Origin of the sequence: Tardiphaga sp. 172_B4_N1_3 (genome assembly GCF_052076035.1) — a bacterium.
In the GTDB taxonomy this organism is placed as follows: domain Bacteria; phylum Pseudomonadota; class Alphaproteobacteria; order Rhizobiales; family Xanthobacteraceae; genus Tardiphaga; species Tardiphaga robiniae.
Genome location: NZ_CP197238.1, coordinates 1,864,510 through 1,888,204, shown reverse-complemented (window position 1 = coordinate 1,888,204; position 23,695 = coordinate 1,864,510). Strand labels below are relative to the sequence as shown.

At 62.2% G+C, this 23,695-nt stretch carries 24 protein-coding genes; 10 read left to right on the top strand and 14 right to left on the bottom strand.

Going from position 1 to position 23,695, the window contains the following annotated elements; genetic code table 11:
- Positions 1-60: 60 nt before the first annotated feature.
- Both AB7783_RS08765 and AB7783_RS08760 read left to right on the top strand, forming a co-directional pair.
- Positions 61-471, top strand: coding sequence for a HesB/IscA family protein (locus AB7783_RS08765; protein WP_441277398.1), 411 nt, complete (start codon positions 61-63; stop codon positions 469-471).
- Positions 472-649: 178 nt separating this feature from the next.
- Positions 650-1,117: a TfoX/Sxy family protein gene (locus tag AB7783_RS08760; protein ID WP_441277397.1), complete on the top strand. Its 468-nt coding sequence runs from the start codon at positions 650-652 to the stop codon at positions 1,115-1,117.
- A gap of 55 nt (positions 1,118-1,172) precedes the next feature.
- On the opposite strand, the gene AB7783_RS08755 is transcribed toward AB7783_RS08760, so the two are convergent.
- The 5 genes from AB7783_RS08755 to AB7783_RS08735 form a co-directional block, all read right to left on the bottom strand.
- Positions 1,173-2,240 carry a GGDEF domain-containing protein gene (locus AB7783_RS08755; RefSeq protein WP_315842317.1) on the bottom strand — a complete coding sequence of 356 codons (1,068 nt, stop codon included), beginning with the start codon at positions 2,238-2,240 and terminating at the stop codon, positions 1,173-1,175.
- Between the two features lie 123 nt (positions 2,241-2,363).
- The gene (locus AB7783_RS08750) at positions 2,364-3,875 is read right to left on the bottom strand and encodes a DEAD/DEAH box helicase (RefSeq protein WP_089264148.1); all 1,512 of its coding nucleotides are present in this window, start codon (positions 3,873-3,875) and stop codon (positions 2,364-2,366) included.
- Between the two features lie 376 nt (positions 3,876-4,251).
- Entirely contained in the window at positions 4,252-5,628 is a 1,377-nt protein-coding gene (locus AB7783_RS08745; RefSeq protein WP_441277396.1) for an MFS transporter, read from the bottom strand.
- A gap of 119 nt (positions 5,629-5,747) precedes the next feature.
- On the bottom strand, positions 5,748-6,362 hold the full coding sequence (locus tag AB7783_RS08740) for a TetR/AcrR family transcriptional regulator (protein ID WP_441277395.1): 615 nt from the start codon (positions 6,360-6,362) through the stop codon (positions 5,748-5,750).
- A gap of 369 nt (positions 6,363-6,731) precedes the next feature.
- Positions 6,732-7,040: a hypothetical protein gene (locus AB7783_RS08735; protein ID WP_093758428.1), complete on the bottom strand. Its 309-nt coding sequence runs from the start codon at positions 7,038-7,040 to the stop codon at positions 6,732-6,734.
- Between the two features lie 228 nt (positions 7,041-7,268).
- Between AB7783_RS08735 and AB7783_RS08730 the strand changes: the two genes are divergently transcribed.
- Both AB7783_RS08730 and AB7783_RS08725 read left to right on the top strand, forming a co-directional pair.
- Positions 7,269-8,768, top strand: coding sequence for a caspase family protein (locus AB7783_RS08730; protein ID WP_439058491.1), 1,500 nt, complete (start codon positions 7,269-7,271; stop codon positions 8,766-8,768).
- Between the two features lie 94 nt (positions 8,769-8,862).
- Complete coding sequence (locus AB7783_RS08725; RefSeq protein ID WP_441277394.1) at positions 8,863-10,095, top strand: FAD-dependent oxidoreductase; 1,233 nt, start codon at positions 8,863-8,865, stop codon at positions 10,093-10,095.
- 6 nt (positions 10,096-10,101) lie between these two features.
- Here the strand turns inward: AB7783_RS08725 and AB7783_RS08720 are convergent, their stop codons facing one another.
- The 4 genes from AB7783_RS08720 to AB7783_RS08705 form a co-directional block, all read right to left on the bottom strand.
- Positions 10,102-10,872 carry an SDR family NAD(P)-dependent oxidoreductase gene (locus AB7783_RS08720; RefSeq protein ID WP_441277393.1) on the bottom strand — a complete coding sequence of 257 codons (771 nt, stop codon included), beginning with the start codon at positions 10,870-10,872 and terminating at the stop codon, positions 10,102-10,104.
- 18 nt (positions 10,873-10,890) lie between these two features.
- Positions 10,891-11,661 carry an SDR family NAD(P)-dependent oxidoreductase gene (locus AB7783_RS08715; RefSeq protein WP_441277392.1) on the bottom strand — a complete coding sequence of 257 codons (771 nt, stop codon included), beginning with the start codon at positions 11,659-11,661 and terminating at the stop codon, positions 10,891-10,893.
- Between the two features lie 92 nt (positions 11,662-11,753).
- The gene (locus AB7783_RS08710) at positions 11,754-11,945 is read right to left on the bottom strand and encodes a hypothetical protein (protein WP_068736598.1); all 192 of its coding nucleotides are present in this window, start codon (positions 11,943-11,945) and stop codon (positions 11,754-11,756) included.
- Between the two features lie 102 nt (positions 11,946-12,047).
- Complete coding sequence (locus AB7783_RS08705; protein ID WP_441277391.1) at positions 12,048-13,016, bottom strand: SDR family NAD(P)-dependent oxidoreductase; 969 nt, start codon at positions 13,014-13,016, stop codon at positions 12,048-12,050.
- Positions 13,017-13,152: 136 nt separating this feature from the next.
- On the opposite strand from AB7783_RS08705, the gene AB7783_RS08700 reads away from it, so the two are divergent.
- Positions 13,153-13,749, top strand: coding sequence for a TetR/AcrR family transcriptional regulator (locus tag AB7783_RS08700; RefSeq protein WP_089264157.1), 597 nt, complete (start codon positions 13,153-13,155; stop codon positions 13,747-13,749).
- A 78-nt stretch (positions 13,750-13,827) separates the two neighbouring features.
- Here the strand turns inward: AB7783_RS08700 and parE are convergent, their stop codons facing one another.
- Together parE and AB7783_RS08690 are read right to left on the bottom strand one after the other, a co-directional pair.
- A complete protein-coding gene (gene parE / locus AB7783_RS08695) occupies positions 13,828-15,876 on the bottom strand; it encodes a DNA topoisomerase IV subunit B (RefSeq protein WP_089264158.1) in 2,049 nt (682 codons plus the stop codon).
- A gap of 102 nt (positions 15,877-15,978) precedes the next feature.
- Positions 15,979-16,359: a hypothetical protein gene (locus tag AB7783_RS08690; RefSeq protein ID WP_175368921.1), complete on the bottom strand. Its 381-nt coding sequence runs from the start codon at positions 16,357-16,359 to the stop codon at positions 15,979-15,981.
- Between the two features lie 278 nt (positions 16,360-16,637).
- Here AB7783_RS08690 and AB7783_RS08685 point away from each other — a divergent pair, with 278 nt between their 5' ends.
- The 5 genes from AB7783_RS08685 (at position 16,638) to argC (ending at position 21,398) form a co-directional block, all read left to right on the top strand.
- Positions 16,638-17,168, top strand: coding sequence for a DedA family protein (locus tag AB7783_RS08685; protein ID WP_093758436.1), 531 nt, complete (start codon positions 16,638-16,640; stop codon positions 17,166-17,168).
- Positions 17,169-17,298: 130 nt separating this feature from the next.
- Entirely contained in the window at positions 17,299-18,288 is a 990-nt protein-coding gene (locus AB7783_RS08680) for an MBL fold metallo-hydrolase (RefSeq protein WP_175368922.1), read from the top strand.
- A gap of 146 nt (positions 18,289-18,434) precedes the next feature.
- Positions 18,435-19,424, top strand: a complete 990-nt coding sequence (locus AB7783_RS08675; RefSeq protein WP_115028867.1) for an MBL fold metallo-hydrolase — start codon at positions 18,435-18,437, stop codon at positions 19,422-19,424.
- Positions 19,425-19,656: 232 nt separating this feature from the next.
- The gene (locus AB7783_RS08670; protein WP_441277390.1) at positions 19,657-20,343 is read left to right on the top strand and encodes an FMN-binding negative transcriptional regulator; all 687 of its coding nucleotides are present in this window, start codon (positions 19,657-19,659) and stop codon (positions 20,341-20,343) included.
- Entirely contained in the window at positions 20,340-21,398 is a 1,059-nt protein-coding gene (argC, locus tag AB7783_RS08665; protein ID WP_089264164.1) for an N-acetyl-gamma-glutamyl-phosphate reductase, read from the top strand. Before AB7783_RS08670 ends, argC begins: the two co-directional genes overlap by 4 nt.
- Before the next feature lie 103 nt (positions 21,399-21,501).
- Here the strand turns inward: argC and AB7783_RS08660 are convergent, their stop codons facing one another.
- The 3 genes from AB7783_RS08660 to AB7783_RS08650 form a co-directional block, all read right to left on the bottom strand.
- The gene (locus AB7783_RS08660) at positions 21,502-21,966 is read right to left on the bottom strand and encodes a carboxymuconolactone decarboxylase family protein (protein ID WP_441277389.1); all 465 of its coding nucleotides are present in this window, start codon (positions 21,964-21,966) and stop codon (positions 21,502-21,504) included.
- Between the two features lie 205 nt (positions 21,967-22,171).
- Positions 22,172-23,206, bottom strand: a complete 1,035-nt coding sequence (locus AB7783_RS08655) for a glutamine synthetase beta-grasp domain-containing protein (RefSeq protein WP_089264165.1) — start codon at positions 23,204-23,206, stop codon at positions 22,172-22,174.
- Positions 23,207-23,432: 226 nt separating this feature from the next.
- Positions 23,433-23,585 carry a hypothetical protein gene (locus tag AB7783_RS08650; RefSeq protein ID WP_441277388.1) on the bottom strand — a complete coding sequence of 51 codons (153 nt, stop codon included), beginning with the start codon at positions 23,583-23,585 and terminating at the stop codon, positions 23,433-23,435.
- Positions 23,586-23,695 lie beyond the last annotated feature (110 nt).

The window sequence follows — 23,695 nt, the reverse complement described above, 5'->3', positions numbered from 1 at the left end:
AATACGCCCAAGTCGCTTGAATTCCTATGGCGGCCTTGAACCGCCGAAGGGACTGAACACATGACTGAGATGACACCGAACCCAACCATACCGGCTGCCAAACCGAAGCAGCGACCCCGTCCGCAGGTGATGCGCCTGACAGATGCTGCCGCAACGCGGATCCGGGAGCTGACGGAGCGTGCGGATTCCGAGATCGTCGGCCTGCGCGTCGGCATCAAGAACGGTGGCTGCGCCGGCCAGTCCTACACCGTCGAATATGCCCACGACATCAAGCCGACCGACGAAATCGTCGAGGACAAGGGCGTCAAGATCCTGGTCGATCCTAAGGCCGTGTTGTTCCTGCTCGGCACCGAGATGGACTACAAGACCGACCGCATGCAGGCCCAGTTCGTGTTCAACAACCCGAACCAGATCTCGGCCTGTGGCTGCGGCGAGTCCGTGCAACTGACGCCGGCGAAGATCGACGGCTGAGAGTTGTCTTTTCGAAATTAAAACTCTGTCATGCCCGGGCCTGTCCCGGGCATCCATTTTTCTGGGCTTCGGTGAAAGCGAGGGAGACTGGATGGCCGGGTCAAGCCCGGCCATGACGTAGAGAGACGACGCGGACGGACCGCTTCCGCAATCGCGCGTCGCATCCTACACTTCCCCGATGGACCGCGAATTTCTCAGTGAACTTTTCGCCGGCTTTGGCCCGGTAACGATCCGCCGGATGTTTTCCGGCTTTGGCATTTCCGCCGATGGCATCAACTTCGCGCTGGTGCTGCGCGGCGCGGTCTATCTGCGCGCCGATGAAAACTCGATCCCGCGTTTCGAGAGCGAAGGCTCAAAGTGTTTTCAGTACGAGATGCGCGGCAAGCTGCGGATGATCGGATCCTACTGGCAGCTGCCGGAACGGCTCTACGACGATCCCGATGAAGTCACCGAATGGGCGAGGGTCGCGCATGCCGCAGCGATCCGTGCATCGCTGGCAAAAGCAGGCAAGAAGCGGGCAACGAAGAAAGCGAAGGTCGTGAAGAAGACCGCGGCGAAAAAGAAGGCCGCCAAGAAGGCTGCGGTTAAGACGGTCGCCAGCAAGAAAGCCAGTAAAGCCGCAAAGAAGCGCAAATCCTCATCCTGAGGAGCCGTGCGTTGCGCGGCGTCTCCTTGCGAATGGTGAAGCCAAGTGTGGGGCGTCATGCCACCTGAAACTGCAGCTCCGCCGAATATTCCGGATCGACTTCGCAGATCACGCGGTTGCGGCCGCTGCGCTTCGCGGCATAGAGACAGGCGTCGGCGCGGCCGATGAGCGATTCCATATCGTCGCCGATCTGCAGCATCGAGACGCCGACGGAAATCGTGACGCGTCCCAGGATCTCGCCAGTCGATTTTTTCTTCAGCTCCTTTGACATCACGGCGCGGCGGATGTGATCGGCAACGGTGAGCGCCTGACGCAGCGGCGTGTTCGGTAGCACCACGGCGAATTCCTCGCCGCCATAGCGCGCGGTGATATCCTGGCCCTTGATGGTCTGCTTCAATGACTGGCCGACAAGACGCAGCACCTGGTCACCGGTGAGATGGCCATAATTGTCGTTGAAGGACTTAAAGTGATCGATGTCGAGCATCAGGAGCGACAACGGTTCGCCGCGCTTCACCGCGGTATCGATTGCCGCCATCAGCGCACGGTCGAAATATTTGCGGTTGCCGAGCGCGGTGAGGGGATCGGTCAGGCTCTCGGCGCGGATCGCCTCGAGGCTCTGTTGCAGCGTGTAGACCTCGCTCTTCGAGGACAGTAGCCGCTCTTCCAGCGCCTTGTTCGTGTCGTGCACTTCACGGGTAGATTTGACGAGACTCTCGATCACGGCTTTCACCGCAGCAGAATCGTGCGCCCGCGACAAATCCTTGCTGGCACCATCCAGACTGGCATTGAAGTTCGTCGTCATGCCCAGAGCGTCGGTGATGAGCGCCATCACGTCGTCGATCTCGCCGATGACGCGGGCGCCGACCTGATCGATGCGATCGGTGGTTCGAATCTGTGAGAGATAAGTGTCGTGGATCAGGTCGAGGTCGGCTTCGGTCAGGCGGCCGTTGCGGGCCAGCGTCTCATTTATGACCTTGTTGAGCGCCGAATTGTAGCCAGTCGCGTAGACGTACCAGATCTCATAATTGCGCGGAATCGCCGTCTGGCGGAGCGAGCGAATTTGGCCCAGCGCGACTTCGGCGAAGGCCAAAGTCCGCTCTTGTTCGTCCAGGATGCCGGTCACGTTCTGTGCCCTCGTGGACAGCGTGTATACGCTGTCCTCTGAAATGCAAATTCGTTAAAAATATCGCATTCAGATTAGGGGACGAGAGTGAACGGCAAGTAAACATTCTTGGCGCGATACTACCTATGCGCGTGCCCGGATCGGACGCAACAGAAAGGCCGGCAGGTGCGAATGATCCGCCGGTTCGTTGTCTTCGCGGCGCGAACGTGGCGCTTCGGCGCGGCCGATGGAGGGGGGACGCTGCGCCTGCGGGGCTGCCGCTGCCACGACCGGTGCTGCCAAAGCGGCTTCGGCGGCCTGCGGCTGCGGGCTGCGCTCGCCGCCTTCCGAACGACCACCTTCACGGCGTGGGCCACGCTCACGGCGCGGTTTGCGATCACGTCCGCCTTCGCGGGGCTGATCGTTGCGGCCGCCGCGCGGCTGTTCGGCATTAGCTTCGCGATTGCCGGTGCGGTTGCGCGACTGGCGCGACGCCTCAGCGGTTTCACCTTCGACAGGCTCGGAGATAGCTATGGAGGTTTCGACCTTGGGGATCGACTGGCCGATCAGTTTTTCGATCGCCAGCATGGACTTCTGGTCGGATGGGCACACCAGCGAGATCGCGGAGCCGGTGCGGCCGGCGCGGCCGGTACGGCCGATGCGGTGCACGTAGTCGTCGGAATGATGCGGGACGTCGAAATTATAGACGTGGCTGACGGCGGGAATATCGAGGCCGCGGGCGGCGACGTCGGAAGCCACCAGGATCGGCAGCTCGCCCTTGCGGAACTGGTCCAGCGCGGCCGTGCGGGCCGACTGCTCCATGTCGCCATGCAGGGCGCCGACACTGAAGCCGTGCTTTTGAAGCGACTTGGCGAGCAACGCGACTTCACGTTTGCGGTTGCAGAAGATGATCGCATTCTTGAGGTCGGTGGCTTCGCGGAGAAGGGCCCGGAGCACTTCGCGCTTCTCGTGCGGCTCGCGGCCGACGGCCACTTGCGACTGGGTCACGGTGACGGCGGTGGAGGCGGGCTTGGAGACTTCGATCTTCACCGGATTATGCAGGAAGGTCTCGGTGACGCGGCGGATTTCGGCGGGCATGGTCGCCGTAAAAAAGAGAGTCTGACGGGTGAACGGCACCAGCTTGCAGATGCGTTCGATGTCGGGGATGAAGCCCATGTCCAGCATGCGGTCGGCTTCGTCGATGACAAGCAATTCGACGCCGGTGAGAAGCAGTCCGCCACGTTCGGTATGGTCGAGCAGGCGCCCCGGCGTGGCGATCAAGACGTCAACGCCGCGGGTGAGTTTGCTGTCCTGATCACCGAACGAGACGCCGCCGATCAGCAGCGCTACGTTGAGCTTCTGGCCGACGCCGTATTTGTCGAACTGCTCTTTGACCTGTGCGGCCAGTTCGCGGGTCGGTTCGAGAATGAGCGTCCGGGGCATGCGGGCGCGGGCTCGGCCCTTTTCCAGCATGGTCATCATCGGGAGAACGAAGGCAGCGGTTTTGCCGGTGCCGGTCTGGGCGATGCCGAGCACGTCTTTGCGCGCCAGCACATGAGGAATCGCTTGTTCCTGAATGGGGGTTGGGGTGGTGTAACCGGTGGCCGCAACGGCGGCGAGAACCTTGTCGGACAAGCCGAGATTGGAGAAGGACATTGAGCCTCTGTATGGGGGCATGATCTGATCCGGTATCCGGATGATCACCGTTCGGAATCACGCCTCAGGTCGAAACCGCCGCTTGGATTCTCGGGAAATACTGCAGCGCTTATCCCCGGAGCGGCACGCAAACATGCACGGAGACGCTGGGCGCTGACAGGCGGCTTACTCAAGATATCGCGTTTCGATACCGGGCCGCGTCGAGCCGGAACATAGGCTGGAATCGGCCAAAGTCAATCCGCCACACCCTGGAACATCCCAAAAAGCTTAATGTTTTAGCGGAAAAGGGCCAAAACCGGGATATTGGCGGGGGCTTGGGGCCCCGCCGGACGGCCGCTACGCGACGTCGCGTGTGACGTCGATGCAGCGCTGACCGTTAGTCGACCGGCCTGCGTTCGCGGCCGGGTGGACCGGCAATGGCGATGAGCGCGCCGCTCAGTAACAGCGCGGTCGAGATCACCGTGAACATCGCGATCGGACCGTGGCTGCCGAGCAGCGGCAGCAGCGCGATCGGTACCAGCGCCGATACGACGCGGCCGAGGCCCCATGCGCCAGCGGTGGCCGAGGCGCGCAGATGCGTCGGCAGCAGCTCGACAGCGTAGAGGCTAAGCACGGCGCTGTAGACGGCACTGGCGAGGTTGAACACGATGCCGGTGACGATGAGCGGCGTTAGCACCGTGCTGACAGCGAAAGTCAGCCCGGTTGCGATCATCACCACGGCACAGGCGACCAGAGCGAGGCGCCTCGGGATACGATCGACGAAGGCCGATGCCGCCGCGATGCCGATCGATGGACCGAACATCGTAAGTCCCGCGAACAGCAGGGACTCGCTGACATGAAATCCCTTCTGCACCATCACCGCGGCGCTGAGCAGCGGGAAGCCAATGGTGGCCCAGGGTCCGAATACATAGAGCGCGGCAAGGAGCGCTGTGCGCCGCAGGCTGATCCGATCGCGGGCGAGCGCTCGGAAGCCGCTGGATCTGGTCGCAATAGTTTCGGGAGCGGAGATCGCCGGCGGTGATGGCTGACGCGCGGATGCCTCGAAGCGGCGGCAGGCGGCATCAGCCTCGGCGTCGCGTCCGACCGATGCGAGCCAGCGCGGCGATTCCGGCACCAGGAAGAACAGCAGGGCTGTCAGGGTCGAGCACGCGCTGCCGAAGATCAAAGCCCAGCGCCAGCCCTCGATGCCCCATGGCGCGATGGGCGTCAGCCAGCGGATCATCAGGATGATAGCCGGTGCGCCGAGAAAGGCGAGCGCGCCGCACAGCATCATCAAGAGGCCACGCCGCCGGGGCGGCAGCAGGTCTGACAGATAGGCCGATGTCAAAGGCGGATAGCCGCCGATGGCGAGGCCGGAGATGAAGCGGAAGGCCGTCATGGTTGCCACATCGCGACTGGCGGCGACGGCGAGCGAGCTCAGCGCCAGGACGGCAAGCGCGCTCTGCAGCGCAATCTGGCGGCCATAGCGATCCGCAATCCAGCCGAACACAGGTGCACCAACGGCGCCGCCGGCAAAGACCGATGCCAACAACAGCGAGAGCTCGCCGCGCGAGATGCTGTAGGGCGGCGCGAGGAAGATGCCGGAAAAGGCATTGCTGAGCGCCACCTCGGCGATGTCTGCGAACAGGCCGAAGGCACAGAGCGCGAAGATGCCGAGGTGAAGCGGCGTGACTGGCAGCCCGTCCAGGCGTGCCGCAATAGTTGGCACGGCTGCGCCCGCTGGCGCCCCGTGCGTCCGCACCTGGTCGTTCATCTGACGCCCCGCATCTCATAGCGGCAACGCAATGCGCGTCCTCCGCTGCCCGCGCGGACCATATGTCGATGGAGCTGGATGAGTCGAGAGGAGGGTATGTGGCGGCGAACCGCAGCGCCTCAGATCTGCGTCGGCGTTGCCGCGCAGCCATACAGGATCATCTCGCAGGTCTGGCGATAGCGTGCCGAGAAGTCATTCGCTGCGATCGGAGGGAGTGCCTGATTGACAGCCCGTCCGCCGTCGGCCAGCGCCTGCGCGATCTGCGCGGCCGTAAAACGGCCGGTCAGGATCAGCAGCTTGCCGTAGTGGAAATCGATAATCAGCTTTTCCAGCTCGGCCTGGAAGGCGATTGCGGACTCGATCATGAGATCGCGGCAGCGCCGAAAGGCTTCTGCATTGAGCTCGACGGTATGCGGCGAGAAGGTTAGCATCCGACGGGTTTCGCCGTATCTCAGGTCGATGATCGTCGCAAAGATGTCGAGTGCGCTGCCGCCACTTTCCCGGATCTTCTGGCCGGCCTCGAGTGCCTGCGCTATCGCGACTTCATTGCGATGGCCGATCGAGGCACGAAATGCCTCTTCCTTGTTGCTGAAATAGTAATAGAGCGCGCGCTGCGTGAAGCCGCACTCTCTCGCGAGACCGACCATCGACAGGCCGGCATAGCCGTGGTCGAGAAATGCCTTGTTGACCCGAAGCAGCAACTCGTGCCCGGGCGTAATCATCTTCTTTGCCATTGGTCGTCAGGTATCCAGTCGTAGCGGGCTTCGGGCGGGTGATTAAAACTGCCTGAAATCTTACAGTCTAAAAAATCCCATCCCCAGATCGCCAGCTACGGAGGAACGCAAAGTTCCTGAGGCGCGTTTCCTGACATTGGTTGCCTGTAGCAGGAGCCGGTTTTAGCAATTGCTCCCCGGATTGGCTCCGGACCTGATGAATTGTCACATAGCACATGTCGGGGCAATCATGTCGATGATTGGCCGCGTAACCCTTATCCACAGGACTTCGCGACATGTGGTACCTCATCACCCCTGATCGAGGGCGCACGCCGAGCCGTCCGGAAGTCGACTTATTCCGGCGCGCGTGAGAGGGATACCGCAGGCTGACTATTTGCCGTAAGTGCCCAGCTGCATCCCGAGATTCTGCATCACGAAAGCATTCATGCGCAGATGCACCTCGCTGCCGCTCTGTAGACGGGCATCGACCTCATACGTCGCCGGATCGACCTGGCGGATCCCGATGATCTGGTTGATATCCAGCACTTCCGGGGTGGTCTGTGCAGGCTTGGCGGCTACCGGGGCGCGCTTCGGTTTGGCGGCGGCAGCCGGCGGTTTCGCCGCGGTAGCGGGAGCCGCATCCTGCGCGAGTGCCATGGTGGGAAGCAACAGCGCGGCTGCGAGGACGAGTGATTTCACAACGATCTCCTGACTCTGATTGGGGCTCGGGCTAGCGGAGATTAAGGCGGAAAATGTGGCAGCGGGGCTGCAATCGGCGGGCAGATGATCGGCCTGAGCAGGCAGGACAAAATGGGTGGTAACGGCTAGACCCCGGTTTGAACCGGCCGCAGTTCTGCCTCGACCAAGGCAGACAATGACGCGGTCGAGCCACACGGATACATGTGCTGGCGGGGCGGGGATAGAACAATGCGACGGCTTTTGATTCTGCTGGCAGCGCTGGCAGCGGCGGTACTTTCGACAGCGCCGGCTTTTGCTGCAAAACGCGTGGCGCTGGTCATCGGCAATAACGACTATCGCAATGTGCCGAAACTGCAGAAGGCCGTGAATGACGCCCGCAGCATAGGGGACGCACTGAAGAATCTCGGCTTCAGTGTCATGGTGGCCGAGAACCAGACCCGGCAGGCCTTCAGTCAGTCGTTGCTCGCTTTCGATTCGACGATTGAAAAAGGCGACACGGCCTTTTTCTTTTTTGCAGGGCACGGCTTCGAGATCGCCGGCCAGAACTTCCTGCTGCCGACGGATGTCCCTGCCGCCACGGAAGGGCAGGAAGAGCTGGTGCGCGACTCAGCGATTCTCGCCGACCGGATTGTAACGCGGCTGCAGATGCGCGGCGCGCGGACGTCGATTCTGGTGTTCGACGCCTGTCGCAACAATCCGTTCGAGCGCGCTGGCACCCGCGCTGTGGCCGGCAGCGGTGGTCTCGCTCCGATGACGACGCTCCCGGAAGGCGTGTTTTCGATCTTCTCGGCCGGGCCGCGGCAGACCGCGCTGGATCGTTTGTCGAACAACGACACCGATCCGAATTCGGTTTTCACGCGCGCCTTCATCAAGGAGCTGCAGGAGCCATCGCTGAACCTCGTGCAGGTCGCGCAGCGCACCCGGCGGACCGTCAGCGAGATGGCAGAGACCGTGAAGCACCGTCAGGTGCCGGTGTATTTCGACCAGATGGTCGATGACGTCTTTCTCAATGGTGTGGCGCTCAAGCAGGCCGATGCGCGGCCGGCCGAACCGCTGCAGCAGGTCGCTGCGCTGCCGCCCGTCAACGTTCCGCAACTACCGCCGGCCAACGATGCGGTGAACGCACCGATCGCCAGCTTCTCGCGCCACAATGGCGGCTGGACCGTGATGTTCTCGATCGCCGATCCGACACTGGGTATCTCCTGGCGGATGGGCGAGGGAGGTAATTTCCGCGAGACCGGCTTCATGGACACGCTCGATCCGCGCACGCGCAAGCGAATGCCGAATCCGGCGATCCAGCTCGACGCCGATGCAGCGGCGACGACGATCTATCTGCGTTACGTCGACGCGAACGGCGAGATGCAGGGCCCGTTTCCGATCCGCTTCGATCCCGAGGCGGCGCTGGTTCGCGACCAGCGCAAGATCCTCGATATGACCGCTGGAAGCTGGCTTGCCTTCGGTGGCTACAACACGCCCCTGATGTATTATACGCATCTGATGTCGTATCGCTGTGCCATTCGCGAGGCCCGCGTCGGGATCGATAGCGCCGTGCCGGACAAGCTGCTGAAATTCCCGCCCTGCGACCTGCGCGACCCCATTGCGACGCCGTCGGATGCCGAGACCTACATCAAAATCCCGGCCTCGACGAAGTTCGTGTCGGTCGAATTGACGTTCCGGGACGGCAGCATCTCCGAAACCAAGAGCTTCCGACGTTCGGGAAATCGATGAGCATGATCGACACCGCCCTGCGAACCACGGCATTGCGACTATCGCAAGCTCGCATTCCTTGATCAAGAAATTCGACTCGCCGGAGGAGTAGCGAATGGCTGCAGGCGCGAACGAGAACTCGCTGACCGCGCGCTGCTGCATCGTTGGCGGTGGCCCTGCCGGAATGATGCTCGGCTATCTGCTCGGCCGCGCCGGCGTCGATACGATCGTTATCGAGAAACACGCCGACTTCTTCCGCGATTTTCGCGGCGACACCGTGCATCCATCGACGCTGCAGGTGATGGACGAGCTTGGCCTGATCGACGACTTCCTGAAGATCAAGCACGATCGTATCCAGAAGATGGATGGCTTCTTCGGAACGCATAAGCTGCGCATCGCGGATATCAGCCGCACCAGCGCGAAGTATCCGTTTATCGCCTTCATGCCGCAGTGGGATTTCCTCAATTTCCTGCGCGACAAAGCGCAGCGCTATCCGCATCTCAAGGTGATGATGAACACCGAGGCGACCGATCTCATCTGGTCGGGCGAGCAAGTAGTCGGCGTCAAGGCCATCACGCAGCAGGGGCCGGTCGAGATCCATGCCGATCTGACAGTGGCCTGCGATGGCCGGCATTCGATCGTGCGGCCGGCGGCGAAGCTGGAGGTCGAAGACATCGGAGCGCCCATGGACATCTTGTGGTTTCGCGTTGCCAAGGGCGCGGAGACCGAGAGCGTGTTCGCGCGGCTCGAGCCCGGCAAGATGATGGTGACCATCGATCGCGGGGACTACTGGCAATGCGCTTATGTGATCGCCAAGGGGCACTATGAGGAGATCAAGGTGCGCGGCCTTGAGGCTTTCCGTGCCGAAACGTCACGTCTGGCGCCGATCCTGAGCGCGCATATCGAAGAGCTGAAGAGCTGGGACGACCTCAAACTACTGACCGTCGCGATCAATCGGCTCAAGCGCTGGACTCGGCCGGGGCTGTTGTGCATCGGCGACGCCGCGCATGCGATGTCCCCGGTTGGCGGCGTCGGTGTGAATATCGCGGTGCAGGACGCCGTCGCGACCGCTAACCTGCTGGCGGCGAAGCTGACGAAGGGACCGGTGACCGAGGACGACCTCGGCGCGGTGCGTCGCCGCCGCGAATTCCCGATGCGCGCAACACAGGGCATGCAGGTCGTGATGCAAAACAACATCATCAGCCGTGCACTGGCCACGGGCGGCGAGCCGCTGACGCCGCCGCTGATCATGCGCCTGGTCAGCGCGTTTCCGCTGCTGCAGGGACTAACCGCGCGCTTCCTGGCCATTGGCGTACGACCGGAGCACGTGGAGTCGCCAGAAGCCTAAGACAGACTATCCCTGCACCGAGAAGCCGCCGTCGACGGGGATTGCCGTTCCGGTGACGAAGTCCGACGCGCGCGACGACAGGAACACGGCAATGCCCGCGAAATCTCCGGACGCGCCCCAGCGGCCGGCGGGCGTTCGTGCCAGTACTTTGTCATGCAGGCCGTCGATTTCACGGCGCGCATTCTGTGTCAGTTCGGTATCGATCCAACCCGGCAGAACGGCGTTGCATTGGATGTTGTGCGGCGCCCACGCGACCGCGCAGGAGCGGGTGAACTGCACGATGCCGCCTTTGCTGGCGGCATAGGCTGGCGCGAAAGACGCGCCGAAGATCGACAGCATCGACCCGATATTGATGATCTTGCCACCGCCCGCGGCCTTCATCGCCGGATGCGCCGCCTGCGAACATACAAAGGCGCTGGTGAGATTGGTCTTGATGACGCTGTCCCATTCGTCGAGTGCGATCTCGTGCGGCGGCTTGCGGATGTTGATCCCGGCATTGTTGATGAGGATATCGATGCGGCCGAGTTCTTTCAGCACGCGTGCGATCATTCCATCGACAGCGGTCTTGTCGGTCACATCGGCCGCAATGGCGACCGCCCTGGCGCCGCTCTCGGTCAATTCCGCGACAGCATCCTTGGATTTCGTCTGGTTGCGTCCCACCACGGCGATGGCGGCACCAGCCTGCGCCAGACCCCGCGCCATGCCGAGCCCGATGCCGCCATTGCCGCCGGTGACGATGGCCACTTTGCCGGAGAGATTGAACAGTCCTGCAGTCATGGTGTTGTCCTCATTGCATCAGCCTTGAATTGAAAAGCCACCATCGACCGTGAGCGCGGCACCGTTGACGAAGTTGGAAGCCCCGCTGGCCAAGAACACGGCCGCGCCCGCAAGATCATCAGGCCTGCCCCAGCGCTGCGCCGGTACACGCCCGAGAATGCGACCGTGCAGTTCGGGTCGGATTTCCTTGGCGCGCTTGGTCAGGTCGGTGTCGATCCAGCCGGGCAGAATGGCGTTGGACTGGATATTGTCCGCAGCCCAGGCAGTCGCCAGCGCGCGGGTGAATTGCAGGATGCCACCTTTGCTTGATGCGTAGTTCGCCGCGCCGCCGGCGCCGAGCGTGGCCAACACCGAGGCGATATTGATGATCTTGCCGCGGCCTGCGGCTTTCATCATTGGGTAGACAGCCTGTGCGCAGATGAAGGGCGCGGTCATGTTGACGTCGATGACCTTCTGCCAGTCGGCCAGCGCCATTTCTTCGATCGGCGCGGAGATGCTGATGCCGGCATTGTTGACGAGGATATCGATGCGGCCGAACGCACCCAATGTCGCGACGACCATCTGTGCGACAGACTTGGTGTCGGTGACGTCAGTCGTCAGCGCGAGTACGGAATGTCCGAACTTCTCGAGTTCGACTTTTGCCTGAGCGGCATTATCGCTGTTGCGATCGGCGATCGCGAGGGTGGCACCGGCATTCGCGAGCCCACGCGCCATGCCGAGGCCAATTCCGGTGTTGCCGCCGGTGACGATGGCGACCCTGCCGGTGAGGTCGAAGAGATTGCTGGTCAAAGATGTTCGTCCCGCATTGCGTTGTATCCGACGCGTTCTTGGCGCGTCTGGGACGGATCATCGCAAGACTGGCGGGAAGATGGAAGAGGGCGTCAGCGCCGCGCGAGCGCCAATCCCATCAGGCCGACGCCAAGCGCTGCGAGGGCAGCGCCATAATAGGCCCACTGCATCTGGCTGATCATGAAGCTGGACTTTGGCCAGTTCACGAGGCCGGTGCCCTGACCGATCCAGAGCGTACCGATCAGGAAAGCGAGAATGCCGAGAGTGAGCAATGGTGCGCGCATGGGATAGATACGATGAACGGAGCCAAGGGTTTCAAGCGCCAGCTATGGCGGTGACGAACCAACTGTTTGGTTCATCACCGCAGTTTCATTTCGGCAGGGCGATCAGAAGCGCTCGCCAACCATTTCCTCACTCTTGGCCCATAGCGCCTTGGCGCGTTCGGCATCGAGCGCGTAAGCGCGCACGCCTTCGCTGGCCGGATTGATCAGCCCGTCGACGATCTCCGAGACGTGACAGTTCTCGCAATAGCGGCCGCCGATCTCGTCCGCGCTGGCGACCACGCCGGCCCACACCGAAGTTGCAGCGCCTTGCGGTATGGTCTTCCATTGAAACAGCGGTTTACCCTCGGCAGCGAGCTCGGCATTGATGCCGTCGAGCATGGCATCGATCGTTGCTTCGCCGATATGGCGGCCGAGTTCTGTCTTGATGCCGCCGGGATGCAGCGCGGTGGCGCGCACGCCACGTGCCCGATGCCGCCGGTCGAACTCGACGGCGAACAGTATGTTGGCGGTCTTCGAGCGGCCATAGCCGATGACCGGCTCATAGGACCCCTTGGTGAAATTGGGATCTTCGAGATCCACGTCGGCGAAGCGATGGCCGGACGAGGCGACGTTGACCAGCCGCGCGGTAGGCGACAGCAGTGACGCGATACGGTTGACCAATACGAAGTGACCGAGATGGTTCGTGCCGAACTGGGTCTCGAAGCCGTCTACAGTGAGGCCGAACGGCGGCGCCATCACACCGGCATTGGCGATCACCAGGTCGAATGGGCGGCCCGCCGCGACCAGCGCATCGGCGCAGGCGCGGACACTGGCCAGCGAGCCGAGATCGAGTGCAATCAGTTCGAGGCCACCGCCGCCAGTGGCATCGGCGCGCACTTGCGCGGTCGCCGCTTCCGCCTTGGCGAGATCACGGGCGGCACCGACCACCTGCGCGCCCCGGGCGGCCAGGCTGCGCGCCGTCTCGACGCCGAGCCCGGCTGAGACGCCGGTGACCAGAATGCGCTTGCCGCGGAGGTCGACGCCAGCGAGCACGTCGTCGGTGGTGGAAGTGGCACTGAAAGGTCCTGCCATGATAGCTCCTTGTGTTTGGCACGACGCGCCTCCGAGCTGATCGAGCTTTGTCGAACGGCGCTTTGAGGGTATAAATGGAGGCCGTCTCCGTTTAAATACGGAGGCTCCCTCCGTTTATCAAGAGGTGACCCGTAAAATGGCACAGGAGGCCAAGCCGAAGGCCGTTCGCGGACCACGGATCGATGCGCAGCGCAATCGTCAGCGGCTGTTGGAAACGGCAAAGGCGACATTCGCCGAAAAGGGCGAGGCGGCCGGTCTTGAGGAGATCGCGCGGCTCGCGGGCGTCGGAATCGGGACGCTATATCGCCACTTCCCCACCCGCGACGCATTGGTCGAGGCGGTCTATCGCAACGAGACACAGCAGCTTGCCGAGGCCGCTGCGGAACTTGCGACCACACATGCCCCGGTGGAGGCCTTGCGCGCCTGGATGCGAATCTTCGTCGATCACATTGCGACGAAGCAACTGATGGCGGGTGTGCTGGGTTCGATTGTTGGCGACTGTTCGGACCTCTATGCCGATGCTGGCACGCAGATCAAAACTGCGATGGCAATGCTGGTCGACCGCGCCGTTGCCAATGGCGACATCCGCCTCGATCTCGATCCGCTCGACATGTTGCGCGCACTGGCCGGCGTGGCCAGTGTCAGCGCAGGTCCGAATTGGGAAGCCAGCGCCAAGCGGCTCGTCGATATCCTGATCGCCGGCGTTCGCACGCCGGGCGGCGAGGGGCAATGACTAAATAGGGAATAAAAGATTGCTCCCGGCACGCGCCCGATGATTTCTGAAGCGTGAGCGCGTCCGAGAAACGAGCTTTTAAACGTCCAGCAATTCCTCGTTGGCGAATTCCGCCTTGTCCGAGATGAACGCAAACCGCGCTTCGGCCTTGGTGCCCATCAGGCGCTCAACGGAGTCAGCAGTGCCGTCGCGGTCTTCCGGCAGTAGCTGCACGCGCAGCAAGGTGCGGCGCGCCGGGTCCATGGTGGTTTCCTTCAGCTGCGCCGGCATCATTTCGCCGAGGCCTTTGAAGCGACCGACATCGACCTTGGCATTGGCGTTGAATTCGCTCTTCAGCAACGCGTCCTTGTGCGCATCGTCGCGCGCATAGACCGTCTTGCTGCCATGGGTCAGGCGGTAGAGTGGGGGGACTGCGAGATAGAGATGCCCTTCATCGATCATCTTTGGCATCTGCCGGTAGAAGAAGGTGATCAGCAATGACGCGATGTGGGCGCCGTCGACATCGGCGTCGGTCATGATGATGATGCGTGAATAGCGCAGGTCTTCTTCGCGGTAATGCGCGCCGGTGCCGGCGCCGATCGCCTGCATGAGGTCTGATATCTGCGCGTTGGCCGTCAGCTTTTCCTTGGTCGCCGAGGCGACGTTGAGGATCTTGCCGCGCAGCGGCAGGATGGCCTGGGTCTTGCGATCGCGCGCCTGCTTGGCGCTGCCGCCTGCCGAATCGCCCTCGACGATGAACAGTTCGGAGCCTTCGGTCGCGGTATTGGTGCAGTCGGCCAGCTTGCCGGGCAGGCGCAGCTTCTTCACCGCGGTCTTGCGCGAAGTCTCCTTTTCGGCGCGGCGGCGCAGACGCTCGTCGGCGCGCTCGAGCACGAATTCGAGCAGCTTGTTGGCCTGGACGGGATTGCCGGACAGCCAGTGGTCGAACGGATCCTTGATGGCCTGTTCGACGATCTTCTGGGCTTCGGCGGTCGCGAGACGATCCTTGGTCTGGCCCTGGAATTCCGGCTCGCGCACGAATACCGAGAGCATCACGGCGGCGCCGACCATCACGTCTTCCGAAGTGATGGTGCCAGAGCGCTTGCCCTGGCCGACGCGTTCGGCGTGGTCCTTCAACCCGCGCAGCATGGCGCTGCGCATGCCGGCTTCATGGGTGCCGCCGTCTGGCGTCGGCACGGTGTTGGTATAGGACGACATGAAGCCGTCGGCATCCGCGGTCCAGGCGACAGCCCATTCGCAGGCGCCATGGGCGCCATTGCGGCCGGATTTGCCGGAGAATATCTCCGGATGCACCAGCGTATCGGCATGGATCGCCGCGGCGAGATAGTCCTTGAGGCCGCCGGGGAAGTGGAATTCGTCCTCGGCCGGAGTGTCCTCGAGGCCCTTGAGCAGTTCCGGATCGCACTTCCAGCGGATCTTCACGCCGCCAAACAGATAGGCCTTGGAGCGCGCCATCTTGAACAGACGCTGCGGCTTGAAGGCTGCCTTGGCGCCGAAGATGTCGGTATCCGGCTTGAAGCGCACGCGGGTGCCGCGGCGGTTATGAACCTTGCCGAGATCCTCAAGCTTGCCTTGGGGAATGCCGCGGGCGAACGTCATCTTGTAGAGCTGTTGGTTACGCGCGACCTCGACCTCGAGCAGCGAGGAGAGGGCGTTGACCACGGAGACACCGACACCGTGCAGACCGCCCGAAGTCTCGTAGACCTTGGAGTCGAATTTGCCGCCGGCATGCAGCGTGCACATGATGACTTCGAGGGCGGATTTCTTCGGATGTTTCGGATGCGGGTCGACCGGGATGCCGCGGCCGTTGTCCGACACCGACAGGAAGCCGTCGGCGGTGAGTTCCACCTCGATGAAGGTCGCATGGCCAGCCAGCGCCTCGTCCATCGAGTTGTCGATCACTTCGGCGAACAGGTGATGCAGCGCCTTTTCATCGGTGCCACCGATATACATGCCCGGGCGACGCCGGACCGGCTCGAGGCCTTCGAGGACCTCGATGTCCGCGGCCGTATAGCCGTCTTCGGCATTGGCGGAGCGGGTGGACGCCTTCGGTGCCGCAGCCGATTTTGGCGCGCTGGCGCCACCAAAAAGATCAGCTTTCGCGTTTGATTTCTGTGCCTTGGCCATATGTCTTAAAGTTTTGTCTCGGTTGGCGCCGCGCGAGGCGCGGCGAATCGTTGCTGTGACTATGCCACGTTCAGGTTGGCAATGTGGCTGTGACCTCGGGGCTCATGCGGCGGTGCCAGAGCGCTCGGTGCGTAGCACAATCACAACGAAGAGGGCCATGGCCGCGAGCATGATCAGTGAACCGATGATCGGAATGGCCATATAGGCGTGGTTGGCGAGCAGGGTGATGCCGATGCCGACAGGGAACATGATGCCGCCGACGATGTGCATCGTGCCCTGGACCTTGGCCAGTAGCGAGCGTCCGGCCAGGGGAATCAGGCGGTAATACAACCCGAACAGGAACAGCAGCACGCCGCCGACGAGGTTGAGATGCGCATGCGCGGGGCTCAGCAGGAAGTCCTGGCGTATGCCCATCACGATGCCGGCGACCATGCCGATCAGCAATACCAGCGCACTCACGCACATCATCAGCGATCCGATCATCTTCAGTCCTTTGTGTTCTTGATTTTTGACAGCCGGGCGGGAAGTCAGCCCAACGGCGGTACAGAGTTGCCATTGGGTAAGCCGGTCTCTGACCTTGGACGCAGAAGCCGGGAAAAGGTTCAAATTTACCGGTGGGCACCCGCACCGCGGCTATCGGCCCTCAGATGTTGTGACTTGATGTGATCGGTGCCGCCGGATTACCTGTCGCGGGCGTTTGAAGGTTAAAGCGGTTCGCGGCCAGTCAGGCCGGGCCAGAGCCGTAAAGGGACACTCTCCATATGGAAGGCTGGATGCACGGGCTGATCGAATTCGTGCGCCAGAACCAGGTCTGGGCGGCGCCGATCGTTCTGCTGCTGGCCTTCGGGGAATCGCTCGCTTTCATCTCCCTGCTGCTGCCGGCCTGGGGCGCGCTGGTGGCAATCGGCGCACTGGTCGGCGCGAGCGGGATCAGCTTTTGGCCGGTGTTGATTGCTGGCGCTCTCGGCGCGGCGCTCGGCGACTGGCTCTCCTATTGGTTCGGCTTCAGATACAAGGACCAGGTGGCGCAGATCTGGCCGCTGTCCAAATTTCCCGACCTGCTTCCGCGCGGCGAAGCCTTCGTCAAGAAATGGGGCGTGCCCAGCATTTACATCGGCCGCTTCTTCGGCCCATTGCGGGCCTCGGTGCCGCTGGCCGCCGGCATTTTCGAAATGCCCTATTGGCGCTTTCAGGTCGCCAACTTCACTTCGGCCTTTATCTGGGCGGGCGTGCTTCTGCTATTCGGCGACGGCCTGTCCGTCGCTGTCGAATGGCTCTGGAAGCTGAAGTAGTCCGGCGGGGAATAACCGCTGCGCCCGGGTGTTCAACGGGCTGACATGTCGCGGTGTCTGAATGCCGCGGCATCTCGCAGAAGTCATCGAACGCTGGTAGATAGTTCCGCCAGCCACCCCGGAGAACATCATGGACTTGTCACGCCGCCACGCCCTTGCCGGAGCCGCCGCGCTCGCCGCATCTCCATTGCTCACCGCAGGCTCTGCCAAGGCGTCTGCTCCACCCGCCGACAAGCAGGCGCCGAGCTTCTACCGCTACAAGGTCGGCGATGCGCAGGTGAATGCGATCTCCGACGGCGCCAACACTTTCCCGCTGGCCGACACCTTCGTGCTCAACGCCAAGAAGGATGAGGTCAACGCGGCGCTCGACAAGGCCTTCCTGCCGAAGGACAAGATGACCATCCACTTTGCGCCGCTGGTCATCAACACTGGCGGCAAGTTGGTGGTGATCGATACGGGCAACGGCCCCGGAGCCCTCGCGGCGACCAAGGGCAATGTCGGCCAGTTCGCCAACAACATGGCCGCCGCTGGTATCGACGCCAAGAACGTCGACATGGTCGTGATCTCGCATTTCCACGGCGATCACGTGAACGGGCTTCTGGCCGCCGATGGCACGCCGGCTTTTCCGAATGCCGAAGTCCTCGTCCCGGCCGCCGAGTGGAAGTACTGGAACGACGATGGCGAACTGGCCAAGGCCGCCAATGATCGCATGAAGGGTCTGTTCGCCAGCAACCGCAAGCTCTTCAACGACGGGTTGAAGAAGAAGGTTACGCCCTATGAGTGGGGCAAGGACGTCGCGCCGGGCCTGCTCGCCGTGGAGTCGGTCGGCCATACGCCTGGCCACACCTCGTTCGTGCTGTCGTCCGGCAGCGACAAGCTGTTCATTCAGTCCGACGTCACCAACCATCCGTCGCTGTTCGTCACCAATCCCGGCTGGCATCTGATGTTCGACCAGGATCCGGCACAGGCGGAAACGACGCGCCGCAAGGTCTATGACATGCTGGTGGCCGAGAAGATGCGGGTGCAGGGCTTCCACTATCCATTCCCGGCCAACGGTTTCGTCGAGAAGGATGGCAGTGGTTATCGGCTGGTGCCGGCCCCATGGAGCCCGGTGATCTAAACGAAGCCTGGCAAATTTCCCGGCCTGCGCTGCAGTGCAGGCCGGCTGGCCTCGCAAACACCCATCGCCTCCGTCGGTGCGTCGTGCCAGTCTCTGCGCCGGAGTCGCGCCAACAGCGACCATGCAAAGCAAGGGGAGAAGACTTCATGGATCTGTCACGACGACACGCACTGGCGGGTGCCGCCGCGCTCGCAGCGACGCCACTGCTTTCATCGGCTCCGGCAAAGGCATCCGCACCGCCGGCCGACAAGCAGGCGCCGAGTTTCTATCGCTACAAGGTCGGCGATATCCAGGTGAACGCCATTTCCGATGGTGCCGCGACGTTTCCGCTGGCCGATACCTATATCTCCAACGCCAAACGCGATGATATCAATGCCGTGCTCGCCAGGGCATTTCTGCCGAAAGATCAGATCACCAACTTCTATGCGCCACTGGTGATCAACACCGGTGGCAAGCTGGTGGTGATCGACACCGGCAACGGGCCGGGCGCCTATGCCAGTAGCAAGGGCAATGTCGGTCAGTTCATTACCAACATGACGGCGGCAGGGATCGATCCAAAGATGATCGACATGGTCGTGATCTCGCACTTCCATGGCGATCATGTGAACGGCCTGCTGACGGCGGACGGCGTGCTGGCGTTTCCCAATGCCGAAGTGCTGGTGCCGGCAGTAGAGTGGAAGTTCTGGATGGACGACGGCGAGATGAGCCGTGCCACCGGCGATCGCATGACCGGTCTGTTCAAGAACAATCGGCGGGTGTTCGAGGCCGGGTTGAAGAAGAAGGTTACGCCCTATGAATGGGGCAAGGACGTCGCGCCCGGGCTGCTGGCTGTCGCCTCGATCGGGCACACGCCGGGCCACACGTCCTATGTGCTGTCGTCCGGATCGGACAAGGTCTTCATCCAGTCGGACGTCACCAACCTTCCGGCGCTATTCGCCGCCAATCCCGGCTGGCACGTGAATTTCGACCAGGATCCGGTGCAGGCCGAAGCCACCCGCCGCAAGGTCTATGACATGCTGGTCGCCGACAGGATGCGGGTGCAAGGCTTCCACTATCCGTTCCCGGCCAACGGTTTCGTTGAGAAGGATGGCAACGGCTACCGCGTCGTGCCGGCGCCGTGGAGCCCAGTTCTCTGAGGTCTGCGCTCTGGTGATCTTGACGGATCGCGGGCGCGGCCCTATGACCGCGCCCATGATCAACCTTGCGACCAGCATCATCGCCCGCCGCCGCCGCATTCTCGCGGCAGGTGGAGATATGCGCGCATAAGCGTTTCGATCTCTCACTGCCGCCGGATATGGTCCGCGGCAGTCTTTCTCCCAAATAGCAGCGCGACCCATCCGGCGGCCTTCACTCAGGAAGGAGCCCGTCATGTATACGCCGCCCAAATTTCAGACCGACCGGACTGACGCACTTGCGTTTGCGGACGCGCGCGGCTTCGGCACGGTCTGCGCCTTCGATGGCAGGAAGCCGATCGCCTCCGCGGTGCCTTTCTGCCTCGACTACGGCAATGACGGCACGCCGCGTCTGGCCTTTCACCTTGCGCGACAAAATCCGCTGCTCAAGCTTGCAGACGGCGTGACGCCATGGGCCATGGCCATCCTGGGCGCTGATGCCTATGTGTCGGCCGACTGGTACGTATCGCCCGATCAGGTGCCGACCTGGCTCTATCAGGCGGTCCATCTCACCGGACCGGTGCGCATCCTGTCGGGTGGTGAACTGGGCCCGCATCTTGACGCGCTGAGCGCAAGGTTCGAAACACGGCTGGCGCCGAAGAAGCCTTGGACCTCCGATAAGATGGCGGCGGGGCGGCTTGAGGCGATGAAGAAGGCGATCGTCGGTGTGGTGATGACAGTGGACGAGGTGGAGGGTAGCTCCAAGCTCAACCAGCACACGTCAGATGCCGATCATCTGGCTGTCATGAGCGCACTGGCGCTGCGGCCGGAGCCTGCCGCGTTCGAGATTTCAAATGCGATGCGCAAATTGCGGCCGCATTTGTTTGCGGAAGAGACGACACAATTGACTGCTATGGCTGAGGCCGAAGGATTTATGGGATGAGCACGAAGAAGAAAATCGGCATTCTCGGTGCGTCCGGTTACACCGGAGCCGAACTAGTGCGGCTGCTGCTGCGCCATCCCAAGGTCGAGCTCGTGCTGCTGACGGCCGACCGGCGCGCCGGGCAGGCGATGGGCGATGTGTTCCCGCAATTCGCACCCTATGAACTGCCGACGCTCGTAAGCATCGACTCCGTCGACTGGACGACCATTGGCCTCGATCTGGTGTTCTGCGCGCTGCCGCATGCGACCACGCAGAAGGTGCTGCAGGATTTGCTGGCCAAGGCGCCGGAGACGAAGGTGGTGGATCTGTCGGCCGACTTCCGGCTCGAGGACGCAGCCGCCTATGCGAAGTGGTATGGCCACGAACATCATGCGCTGGAGCTGCAGAAGGAAGCCGTCTACGGCCTCGTCGAGCTCTATCGGCGCGACATCAAGAAGGCGCGGCTCATCGCCAATCCCGGCTGCTACACCTCATGCGCGATCCTGCCTTTGGTGCCGCTGTTGAAGGCGCGCGCCATCGAGACCGATGAGATCGTCATCGATGCCAAGTCCGGCATGACGGGCGCAGGGCGTTCGGCCAAGGAAGAGATGCTGTTCTCCGAAGTGTCCGAAGGCTTCAACGCCTATGGTGTCGGCCATCACCGGCACATGGCGGAGCTCGATCAGGAGTTCTCCAAGGCTGCCGGCAAGGAGGTTGTTGTTAGCTTCACGCCGCATCTCTTGCCGCAGAACCGCGGCATTCTCTCGACCATTTATGTGCGTGGCCGGCGGGGCAAGACGGCGCAGGATCTCCACGAGGTGCTGGTGAAGCAGTATGAGAAAGAGCCGTTCGTGCACATCCTGCCATTCGGCAAGACGCCGCATTCGCGGCATGTGCGCGGCTCCAACATGACCTTCATCGGCGTTGCCGCTGACCGTATCCCGGGCCGTGCGATCATCGTCTCGACCTTGGACAACCTCACCAAGGGCGCATCGGGGCAGGCGGTGCAGAACATGAATCTGGTGCTTGGCTTTGCCGAGACGCTGGGCATCGATCAGCCCGCGATGTTCCCGTAGAGAGCGCGCATACACCTTGGCCCGCATTGCAGGCCGGGTGACGACAGCGAGAGACAACAGAAAAGGCTCGAATTTGCGTTCGGGCCTTTTTTCTATGCTCTTGTCACTTCGCCGCTCCCGGCTTCGGTGCGCGCTCCTTGAACAGTTCACTCAGTGTCTGCGCCGCCTCAATGGCGCGCGGGAAACCGGCATGGACGGTCGTCAGATAGACGATCTCCTTCAGCTCTTCCTCTTTCACGCCGGCGTTGAGCGCGTAGTTCGCATGGATCTTCATGAACGGCCGATGCCCCAGCGCCGCGAAAGCGGCGACGGCTGCTAGCTGTCGCGTGCGCGCGTCGAGAACCGGCCGGGCCCAGACGTCGCCGAGTGCGTAGCCCGTGATCGCATCGGCGAGAAAGGGAAACTCGGCGCGCAGGCCTTCGAGGGTCGGCTGGCTGCTGCCGGCATTGAGCGATCGAACAACCTCGTCGCCGCGTCGCAGGCGTTCTTCCGTCGTCTCCGCGCGAAGACTTGCTGCAGATGCCAGCATGCAGAATGCCGCAACGAAAGCGGTCGTTCTATATGACATGATCGCTTCTCCCAGTTTTCTCGCCGCATCAACGTCGCGAATGTTGCGACAGCGGACAGGCATTGGGGCATGTCGCGCGCTCGGCGTTAGACCGATCCCGCCGATCTCTTGTCCAATCCTCTAAGGCGGTGAAAGGACGCAGGGGCGAAACAAAACGGCCCGAACTTGCGTTCGGGCCGTTCATATTTGATCTGAAGTCAGACGCTTACGCGGCAGCCGACTTGGCGGTCGGGACTTCCGAGATGGTCTTCAGGATCTGCGAAGCGATCTGGTAGGGGTCGCCCTGGGAGTTCGGACGACGGTCTTCCAGATAGCCCTTGTACTCATTCTTGACGAAGGAGTGCGGGACGCGGATCGAGGCGCCGCGGTCCGCGATGCCGTAGCTGAACTTGTTCCACGGAGCCGTTTCGTGCTTGCCGGTCAGACGCTTGTCGTTGTCCGGGCCGTAGACGTTGATGTGGTCCATCAGGTTCTTGTCGAACTGGGCCATCAAAGCTTCGAAGTAAGCCTTGCCGCCGACCGTACGCATATATTCGGTCGAGAAGTTGGCGTGCATGCCCGAGCCATTCCAGTCGGTATCGCCGAGCGGCTTGCAGTGGAATTCGATGTCGATGCCGTACTTCTCCGTCAGGCGGAGCAGCAGGTAACGCGCGATCCACATTTCGTCAGCGGCTTTCTTGGAGCCCTTGCCGAAGATCTGGAATTCCCACTGGCCCTTCGCCACTTCGGCGTTGATGCCTTCGTGGTTGATGCCGGCTTCGAGGCAGAGGTCGAGATGTTCTTCGACGATCTCGCGGGCAATTGAGCCGACATTCTTGAAGCCGACGCCGGTGTAGTAGGGGCCCTGCGGTGCGGGATAGCCATCCTCGGGGAAACCGAGCGGACGGCCGTTCTCGTAGAAGAAGTATTCCTGTTCGAAGCCGAACCAGGCGCCGGCATCGTCGAGAATGGTGGCGCGCTTGTTGGTCGAATGCGGGGTGACGCCATCCGGCATCATGACTTCGCACATCACCAGGGCGCCGTTCTCACGGGCCGCATCCGGATAGATCGCAACCGGCTTCAGCACACAATCGGAGCTGTGGCCTTCGGCCTGCATGGTCGACGAACCGTCGAAGCCCCACAGCGGGAGCTGTTCGAGGGTCGGGAAATCTTCGAATTCCTTGATCTGCGTCTTGCCACGCAGGTTCGGAACCGGCGTGTAACCGTCGAGCCAAATATACTCGAGCTTATACTTTGTCATGCGGGTCTCTCATGAGTTGGCGATGCGTAGGGCGTGAGCCCTGAGCTTGCCGGCGGGCGGACGCAAAATCCGCCCCCAGCGGCGCTGCATATAAAGCACGTAGTATGCCAACTTGCCGCGGTGCAACGTTTTTGTGACGAAAAGTGCGGGCGTCCCCAACGGGGCTGTCATTCGCTGTCGGAAGAGGGCATCGGAGGCCGGGAATTGGTCCAGATTCGCGAATTTTTCAGAGGAATTCGCCGCGCGCGAAAATACCGGCTGCCCAATTCCCTTGCAGGCTATTTTTGAGCGGAACTTTTCTGCCTTTCAGACGCTCAAATGAGAGGTCAGGCGCTGCGTAGGCGGCTTCAAAACCTGCGTGCCCAAAGCGCATGTCCATCGAGTGCGCATATTGTAGCCATTTGGATGCTTCTTACGAGGCAGTCGGCACAAAAGAAGGGCGCCTCTGTTACAATGATGATCCGAAAGGAAAAAACAGATCAGAGGAAG